General features: G+C 70.7%; 8 protein-coding genes. 5 read left to right on the plus strand and 3 right to left on the minus strand.

The window, feature by feature from the left end:
- From VIU94_RS25685 to VIU94_RS25705, 5 genes are all read left to right on the plus strand, one after another.
- Positions 1 to 1,156: acetate--CoA ligase (locus VIU94_RS25685; protein WP_331914576.1), on the plus strand; the 1,156-nt coding region annotated here is incomplete at its 5' end.
- Positions 1,157 to 1,397: 241 nt separating this feature from the next.
- Complete coding sequence (gene nhaA / locus VIU94_RS25690; RefSeq protein WP_331914578.1) at positions 1,398 to 2,795, plus strand: Na+/H+ antiporter NhaA; 1,398 nt, start codon at positions 1,398 to 1,400, stop codon at positions 2,793 to 2,795.
- A gap of 37 nt (positions 2,796 to 2,832) precedes the next feature.
- Complete coding sequence (locus VIU94_RS25695) at positions 2,833 to 3,306, plus strand: phage holin family protein (protein WP_331914580.1); 474 nt, start codon at positions 2,833 to 2,835, stop codon at positions 3,304 to 3,306.
- On the plus strand, positions 3,303 to 4,241 hold the full coding sequence (locus VIU94_RS25700; RefSeq protein ID WP_331914582.1) for an alpha/beta fold hydrolase: 939 nt from the start codon (positions 3,303 to 3,305) through the stop codon (positions 4,239 to 4,241). The genes VIU94_RS25695 and VIU94_RS25700 overlap by 4 nt, the downstream gene beginning before the upstream one ends.
- 244 nt (positions 4,242 to 4,485) lie before the next feature.
- Positions 4,486 to 4,674 (plus strand): hypothetical protein, encoded by a 189-nt coding sequence (locus VIU94_RS25705; protein WP_331914584.1) that lies wholly within the window; start codon positions 4,486 to 4,488, stop codon positions 4,672 to 4,674.
- Positions 4,675 to 4,750: 76 nt separating this feature from the next.
- Here VIU94_RS25705 and VIU94_RS25710 read toward each other — a convergent pair whose 3' ends face one another.
- The 3 genes from VIU94_RS25710 to nth form a co-directional block, all read right to left on the minus strand.
- The gene (locus VIU94_RS25710) at positions 4,751 to 5,950 is read right to left on the minus strand and encodes a MarP family serine protease (protein ID WP_331914586.1); all 1,200 of its coding nucleotides are present in this window, start codon (positions 5,948 to 5,950) and stop codon (positions 4,751 to 4,753) included.
- Positions 5,951 to 5,996: 46 nt separating this feature from the next.
- Positions 5,997 to 6,722 carry an NUDIX hydrolase gene (locus VIU94_RS25715; RefSeq protein ID WP_331914588.1) on the minus strand — a complete coding sequence of 242 codons (726 nt, stop codon included), beginning with the start codon at positions 6,720 to 6,722 and terminating at the stop codon, positions 5,997 to 5,999.
- Positions 6,723 to 6,873: 151 nt separating this feature from the next.
- Positions 6,874 to 7,749 carry an endonuclease III gene (gene nth / locus VIU94_RS25720; RefSeq protein WP_331914590.1) on the minus strand — a complete coding sequence of 292 codons (876 nt, stop codon included), beginning with the start codon at positions 7,747 to 7,749 and terminating at the stop codon, positions 6,874 to 6,876.
- Positions 7,750 to 7,833: the final 84 nt, after the last annotated feature.

Here is a 7,833-nt window from a genome sequence, read left to right on the forward strand (position 1 = left end):
CACCGGAAAACCCAAGGGCATCCTGCACACCACCGGCGGCTATCTCACCCAGGCCGCCTACACCCACCACAACGTCTTCGATCATCGAGCGGGACAAGACGTTTACTGGTGCACCGCCGATATCGGCTGGGTCACCGGGCACAGCTACATCGTCTACGGACCGCTGGCCAACCGGGCCACCTCGGTCATGTACGAGGGCACCCCGAACACCCCGCACGAGGGCAGGCACTGGGAGATCGTCCAGAAGTACGGGGTGACGATCTACTACACGGCGCCGACGCTGATCCGGACGTTCATGAAGTGGGGCCAGGAGGTCCCGGAGAAGTTCGACCTGTCCAGCCTCAAGGTGCTCGGGTCCGTCGGCGAGCCGATCAACCCCGAGGCGTGGATCTGGTACCGCGAGCACATCGGCGGCGGCCGCTGCCCGATCGTGGACACCTGGTGGCAGACCGAGACCGGCGCGATGATGATCTCCCCGCTGCCCGGCGTCACCGAGACCAAGCCGGGCTCCGCCCAGCGTCCCCTGCCGGGCATCTCCGCCACCGTCGTCGACGACGAGGCCCACGAGGTGCCGAACGGCGGCGGCGGGTACCTGGTGCTCACCGAGCCGTGGCCGTCGATGCTCCGCACCATCTGGGGCGACGACCAGCGCTTCCTCGACACGTACTGGGCCCGCTTCGAGGGCAAGTACTTCGCCGGCGACGGCGCGAAGAAGGACGAGGACGGCGACATCTGGCTGCTCGGCCGGGTCGACGACGTCATGCTCGTCTCCGGCCACAACATCTCCACCACCGAGGTCGAGTCCGCGCTCGTCTCCCACCCGGCGGTCGCCGAGGCGGCGGTGGTCGGCGCGGCCGACGAGACGACCGGCCAGGCGATCGTGGCGTTCGTGATCCTGCGCGGCACCGCCAGCGAGAACGACGACCTGGTCGCCGAGCTGCGCAACCACGTCGGCACGACGCTCGGCCCGATCGCCAAGCCGAAGCGGGTGCTGCCGGTGGCGGAGCTGCCGAAGACCCGCTCCGGCAAGATCATGCGGCGGCTGCTGCGGGACGTCGCGGAGAACCGCGAGCTCGGCGACGTCACGACGCTGACGGACTCATCGGTCATGGACCTCATCCAGACCAAGCTGCCGGCGGCGCCGAGCGAGGACTGAGGGACCCGTACGACGGCGCCCGTCCCGGGAATCCGGGGCGGGCGCCGTCGCATGTCCACAGGGCCGGGCGAGCACGTGCCCGCGACCGGTTATGCACCTAAAGTGAAGATCGCCGGACACGACCTCGCATCTTTAGGTAAGGTAAGGATCGCGTCAACGACGCGACAAGAAAACCTAGGTGCGCCGGGAAGTCTGGTCGGCATGTGCTCCGTCCTGCCCACCCGACCGGAGGTTCCACGCCGTGGCCGCGCCCACCCCCACCCGCCGCAAAGTACTCGGACGCCTCTCCCTGCCCGAGCGACGGTTCGTGGCGGACGCCCTGCGCACCGAGACCGTCGGCGGCGTGCTGCTGCTCGTCGCCGCGATCACTGCCCTCGTCTGGGCGAACACCCCCATCAGCGACAGCTACGACACCGTGCGGGACTTCCACATAGGCCCCGCCGCCCTCGGCCTCGACCTGTCGATCGAGCACTGGGCCGCCGACGGCCTGCTCGCGATCTTCTTCTTCGTCGCCGGCATCGAGCTCAAGCGTGAGCTCGTCGCGGGCGAACTGCGCGACCCCAGGGCCGCCGCCCTGCCCGTCATCGCCGCGGTCTGCGGCATGGCCGCCCCGGCGCTCGTCTACACGCTCGTCAACACGATCGGCGGCGGCTCCCTCGACGGCTGGGCCGTGCCCACCGCCACCGACATCGTCTTCGCGCTCGCCGTGCTGGCCGTCATCGGCACCTCGCTGCCGTCCGCGCTGCGCGCCTTCCTGCTGACGCTCGCCGTCGTCGACGACCTCTTCGCGATCCTGATCATCGCGATCTTCTTCACCAGCGACCTGAACTTCCTCGCCCTGGGCGGCGCGTTCGCCGGCCTCGTCCTGTTCTGGGCGCTGCTCCGCGCAAACGTCCACGGCTGGTACGTGTACGTCCCGCTCGCCCTGGTCATCTGGGGCCTGATGTACAACAGCGGCGTCCACGCCACGATCGCCGGCGTCTCCATGGGCCTGATGCTCCGCTGCACCCGGCGCGAAGGCGAGGAGCACTCCCCCGGCGAGCGCATCGAGCACCTGGTCCGGCCGGTGTCCGCCGGACTCGCGGTCCCGCTGTTCGCGCTGTTCTCGGCGGGTGTCAGCGTGTCCGGGAAGTCGCTCGGCTACGTCTTCACCGAGCCGGTCACCCTCGGCGTCGTTCTCGGCCTGGTGGTCGGCAAGGCGGTCGGCATCTTCGGCGGCACCTGGCTGACGGCCCGGTTCACCCGTGCGGAGCTGAACGAGGACCTCGCCTGGCCGGACGTCTTCGCCGTCGCCACGCTGGCCGGCATCGGCTTCACCGTCTCGCTGCTCATCGGCGAACTGGCCTTCGCCGGCGACGCCGCACTGACCGAGGAGGTCAAGGCGGCGGTGCTGGTCGGCTCGCTGATCGCGGCCGTCTTCGCCACCGTGCTGCTCAAACTGCGGGTCCGGAAGTACCAGGCGCTGCTCGCCGAGGAGGAGCGCGACGACGACCAGGACGGCATCCCGGACATGTACGAGCAGGACGATCCGGAGTACCACCTGCGGATGGCGGCGATCTACGAGAGGAAGGCCGCCGAGCACAGAGAGAAGGCCGAACTGGCGGGGGCATCGCGCGATGACGCCGACAGTCCGGCATGATCTGAGTCCGGACCGTAGAAGAGAAGAGGGAGCAGCCATGAGCGAGCCGTTCGACGGCACCGAGCGCAGCCTCGGTCAGCTGGTCGCCTCGGCGACCGCCGAGATGTCCGCACTGGTGCACGACGAGATCGCCCTGGCGAAGGCCGAGATCCGCCAGGACGTCAAGCGGGGCGTGATGGGCGGGGCGGCCGGAATCGGCGCCGCCACCGTGCTCCTCTTCTCGCTGCCGATGCTGAGTTTCGCGCTCGCGTACGGCATCAACACCTGGACCGGCGGGCACAACGGCAACGGGGGCTGGAACCTCGCCTGGTGCTTCCTGCTGTCCTTCGCGGCGAACGTGCTGCTCGCGGGGCTGCTGGGGCTGCTGGCGTACCTCAAGTTCCGCAAGGTCAAGCCGCCGGAGAAGTCCATCGCCTCGGCCAAGCAGACGGCCGCCGTACTGGGGAGCGTCAAGCCGCATCCGCGCCCGGTCCAGGAAAAGGCCGCCGTTGTGGCACGCTCGTCGGCATGACCGTCCCAGAGAGCAGCAGCGCCAACGGCGGAAGCCCCGTACGGATCGACGGGCCGTGGACCCACCGCGACGTGGCCGCGAACGGGGCGCGCTTCCACATCGCCGAGATGGGCGACGGGCCGCTGGTCCTGCTGCTGCACGGCTTCCCGCAGTTCTGGTGGACCTGGCGGCACCAGCTGCCGGCGCTCGCCGACGCCGGGTTCCGCGCGGTCGCGATGGACCTGCGCGGGGTCGGCGGCAGCGACCGCACCCCGCGGGGTTACGACCCCGCCAACCTCGCGCTCGACATCACCGGCGTGGTCCGCTCGCTCGGCGAGCCGGACGCTGCGCTGGTCGGGCACGACCTCGGCGGCTACCTGGCGTGGACGGCGGCCGTGATGCGGCCGAAGCTGGTGCGCCGGCTCGCGGTCTCCTCAATGCCGCATCCGCGCCGCTGGCGCTCGGCGATGCTCTCCGACTTCGCGCAGTCGCGGGCGGGTTCGTACGTGTGGGGCTTCCAGCGGCCGTGGCTGCCGGAGCGTCAGCTCGTCGCGGACGACGCGGCGCTGGTCGGCCGGCTGATCCACGACTGGTCCGGGCCGCGGATCCCGGACGAGGATGCGATCGAGGTGTACCGGCGGGCGATGTCCATCCCCTCGACGGCGCACTGCTCGATCGAGCCGTTCCGGTGGATGGTGCGGTCGATGGCCCGCCCGGACGGCATCCAGTTCAACCGGCGCATGAAGCGCCCGGTCCGGGTGCCGACGCTGCATCTGCACGGCTCGATGGACCCGGCGATGCGCACGCGCAGCGCGGCAGGCTCGGGCCAGTACGTGGAGGCCCCGTACCGCTGGCGACTCTTCGACGGCCTGGGCCACTTCCCGCATGAAGAGGACCCGGTGGCGTTCTCCACGGAGCTCATCAACTGGCTCAAGGACCCCGAGCCGGACCGGTGACTCTGCCGGGGGTCCGGGGGTCGTCCCCCGGGAAACACAGCCCGCATGAAGAGGACCCGGTGGCGTTCTCCACGGAGCTCATCAACTGGCTGAAGGACCCCGAGCCGGACCGGTAGACCGGCGCGGTGGGCGGACCGGTGCGGTCCGAACCGGCGTTCTGGGAACGGCCATGTGCCCGGCGCATACTCCAATTGGCCGCCCCCCGGGCGGTTACCGACCTTGGGGCACGGGCAGACGTCGGGGTATGGGCTGGACGCACGACTACGGTGACGCAGCACGCAACCGCCGCTCGGCCAGGGGGCCGATCACGCACGAGAGGGGTGGCCCGCAGGACGAGGGCCATGCGCATCCCGGGCAGGGCATCGGGATCCCGCGCATTCTGCGCCGCAGGGCCCGCTGGGTCTCGGCGCGGCTGAGGCACAGCCGCGACTGACCGTCCGCACACGACGCACGAACCACCTGACCGTCCCGCACACGACGCCCGGCCGCCTGGCCGGGCGTCGCCGGGGCTACAGGGCGCAGCCCTGGCTGTCGACCTGCTGGTTCGCCGTCGCGCCGCGCACGATGTCCTCGCGGATCTCGTCCGCCGTCAGCGCGTATCCGGTGTTCGCGTCGTCGAGGGACCGCGCGAAGATCACGCCGTACACCTTGCCGTCCGCGGTCAGGAGCGGTCCGCCGGAGTTGCCCTGACGGACCGTCGCGTACAGCGAGTACACGTCGCGGCGCACCTCGCCCCGGTGGTAGATGTCCGGGCCGTTGGCGTTGATACGGCCGCGCACGCGCGCCGAGCGGACGTCGTACGAGCCGTTCTCCGGGAAGCCCGCGACGATCGCGCTGTCGCCGCTGCGGGCGTCCTCCGCGGTGAACCGCAGCGGGGTGGCCTCCAGCTCCGGCACGTCCAGGACCGCGATGTCGCGCTGCCAGTCGTACAGGACGACCTTCGCGTCGTAGAGCCGGCCCTCGCCGCCGATCTGCACGGTCGGCTCGTCGACGCCGCCGACGACGTGCGCGTTGGTCATCACACGGCGCTCGGCGAAGACGAAGCCGGTCCCTTCGAGGACCTTGCCGCAGCTCGGCGCGGTGCCGACGACCTTCACGATGGACTGCTGGGCGCGCGCCGCCACCGGGCTGTTCACCAGGGCCGGATCGGGCGCCTGGACCTCCTTGATGGGCTCGTTCGCGAACGGGCTGAAGACCTGCGGGAAGCCGCTCTGCGCGAGGACGGAGGAGAAGTCCGTGAACCAGGTGGACGCCTGAGCGGGCATCACCCGGGACACCCCGAGCAGCACCTTCGACGCGCGGACCTCCTTGCCGAGCGTCGGCAGGGACGTTCCGGCGAGCGCGGAGCCGATCAGCCAGGCCACCAGCAGCATCGCGACGACGTTCACCAGCGCGCCGCCGGTGGCGTCCAGGGCGCGCGCCGGCGACCAGGTGATGTGCCGGCGCAGCTTGTTCCCGAGGTGGGTGGTGAAGGCCTGGCCCACCGACGCGCAGACGATCACGACCACGACGAAGACGATCACCGCCGTCATCGACGCCTGCGAGCCGTCGGTCAGCATGTCCCAGAGCAGCGGCAGCAGATAGACGGCGACGAGACCGCCGCCGAGGAAGCCGATCACCGACAGGATGCCGACGACGAAGCCCTGGCGGTAACCGACGATCGCGAACCACACGGCGGCGAGCAGCAGCAGGATGTCCAGCACGTTCACCGTCAATAGCCTCGCAGATTCGTCTTCGGTCGCCCGGGTCAGGGTGTCATGAGCGCCAGTCCAGCGGGACCTGCTTCGACCGGTCCCACGGGCGCTCCCAACCCGAGAAGTGCAGGATCCGGTCGATCACTCCCGCGGTGAAACCCCAGACCAGAGCGGATTCGACCAGGAATGCGGGGCCCTGGTGACCGCTCGGGTGGACGGTGGTGGCGCGGTTGGCCGGGTCCGTGAGATCCGCCACGGGAACCGTGAAGACCCGGGCGGTCTCCGCCGGGTCGACGGCGACGACCGGCGTCGGAGTCCGCCACCAGCCGAGTACGGGCGTGACGACGAAATGACTCACCGGGATGTAGAGCCGGGGCAGCACGCCGAAGATCTGGACGCCGGAGGGGTCGAGGCCGGTCTCCTCCTGCGCCTCGCGCAGCGCGGCCCGCAGCGGCCCGCCGCGCTCCGGGTCGCCGTCCTCGGGGTCGAGGGCGCCGCCCGGGAAGGACGGCTGTCCGGCGTGCGAGCGCAGGCTGCCGGAGCGCTCCATGAGCAGCAGCTCGGGCCCGTGCTCGCCCTCGCCGAACAGGATCAGCACGGCGGACTGGCGGCCGGAGCCGCTCTCGGGCGGCAGGAACCGGCTGAGCTGCTCGGGCTCGACCGTGCGCGCGGCCCGCTCGACCGGTGCCAGCCAGTCGGGCAGCCCCTCGCTCGTCACGGTGATCGCCCGGCCTGTCCCGTCGCCGATCCTGCCGTCGTACGTCTCTGTCTCTCCAGTGCGTGTCATAGGCACCCCCGTCCGTCCTGTGCAACGCCCGCGACGCCCGCGATCGTTCCGCGTCGGCGTGGTTGGCGTGCATGCGCCATGCAGCCGTACGTCATGCGGTCGTACGCCGTGCAGCCGTACGTCACGCGGCCGTACGTCCTGCGGCCGTACGTCATGCCTCGGCGCCCAGCGGGGGCGCGGGGCGGCCCGGGTAGTCCGGCGGCGGGTTCAGCCGCTGGCCGGGGTAGCCGCCCTTCTCGTACTTCAGCAGCTTCTTCGCCTTCTCCGGGTCCGTCTCGCCCTCTCCGTAGGAGGGGCAGAGGTGCGTGATCGGGCAGGCGCCGCAGGCGGGCTTGCGGGCGTGGCAGATGCGGCGGCCGTGGAAGATCACCCGGTGCGAGAGCATCGTCCAGTCGCTCTTGGGGAAGATCGCGGCGATCTCCGCCTCGATCTTCACGGGGTCGTCGGACTCGGTCCACTTCCAGCGCCGCGCGAGCCGCATGAAGTGGGTGTCGACGGTGATGCCGGGCACGCCGAAGGCGTTGCCGAGGACGACGAAGGCGGTCTTGCGGCCCACGCCGGGGAGCTTGACGAGATCGTCGAGCCGGCCGGGGACCTCGCCGCCGAAATCGTCCCGGAGGGCGGCGGCGAGTCCCATGATCGACTTGGTCTTCGCCCGGAAGAACCCCGTCGGCCGGATCAGCTCCTCGACCTCCTCGGGGTTCGCTCCCGCGAGGTCCTCGGGCGTCGGGTACTTCGCGAAGAGCGCCGGGGTGGTCTGGTTGACCCGCAGGTCCGTGGTCTGGGCGGAGAGAACCGTCGCGACGAGCAGCTCGAAGGGGTTGCGGAAGTCCAGCTCGGGGTGGGCGTACGGATAGACCTCGGCGAGCTCCCGGTTGATCCGGCGGGCGCGGCGGACCATGGCCAGCCGCGACTCGGGCTTGGCGGTCTTGGCCGGCCGCGACTCGGGCTTGGCGGTCTTGGCCGGCTGCGGCTTGGCGGCGGGCTTCTTCTTCGGCTTCGCCGTCGTGACGTTGCTCTCTGCCATGCCCTGAAGGCTACGCCGGGACGCGTTCGGAGCAGTTCCGTTCGCGCGAGGTGATCACGGATCGGAGGCTGACGATGTGTAGCG

It is taken from the genome of Streptomyces sp., from assembly GCF_036566765.1.
Lineage (GTDB): Bacteria > Actinomycetota > Actinomycetes > Streptomycetales > Streptomycetaceae > Streptomyces.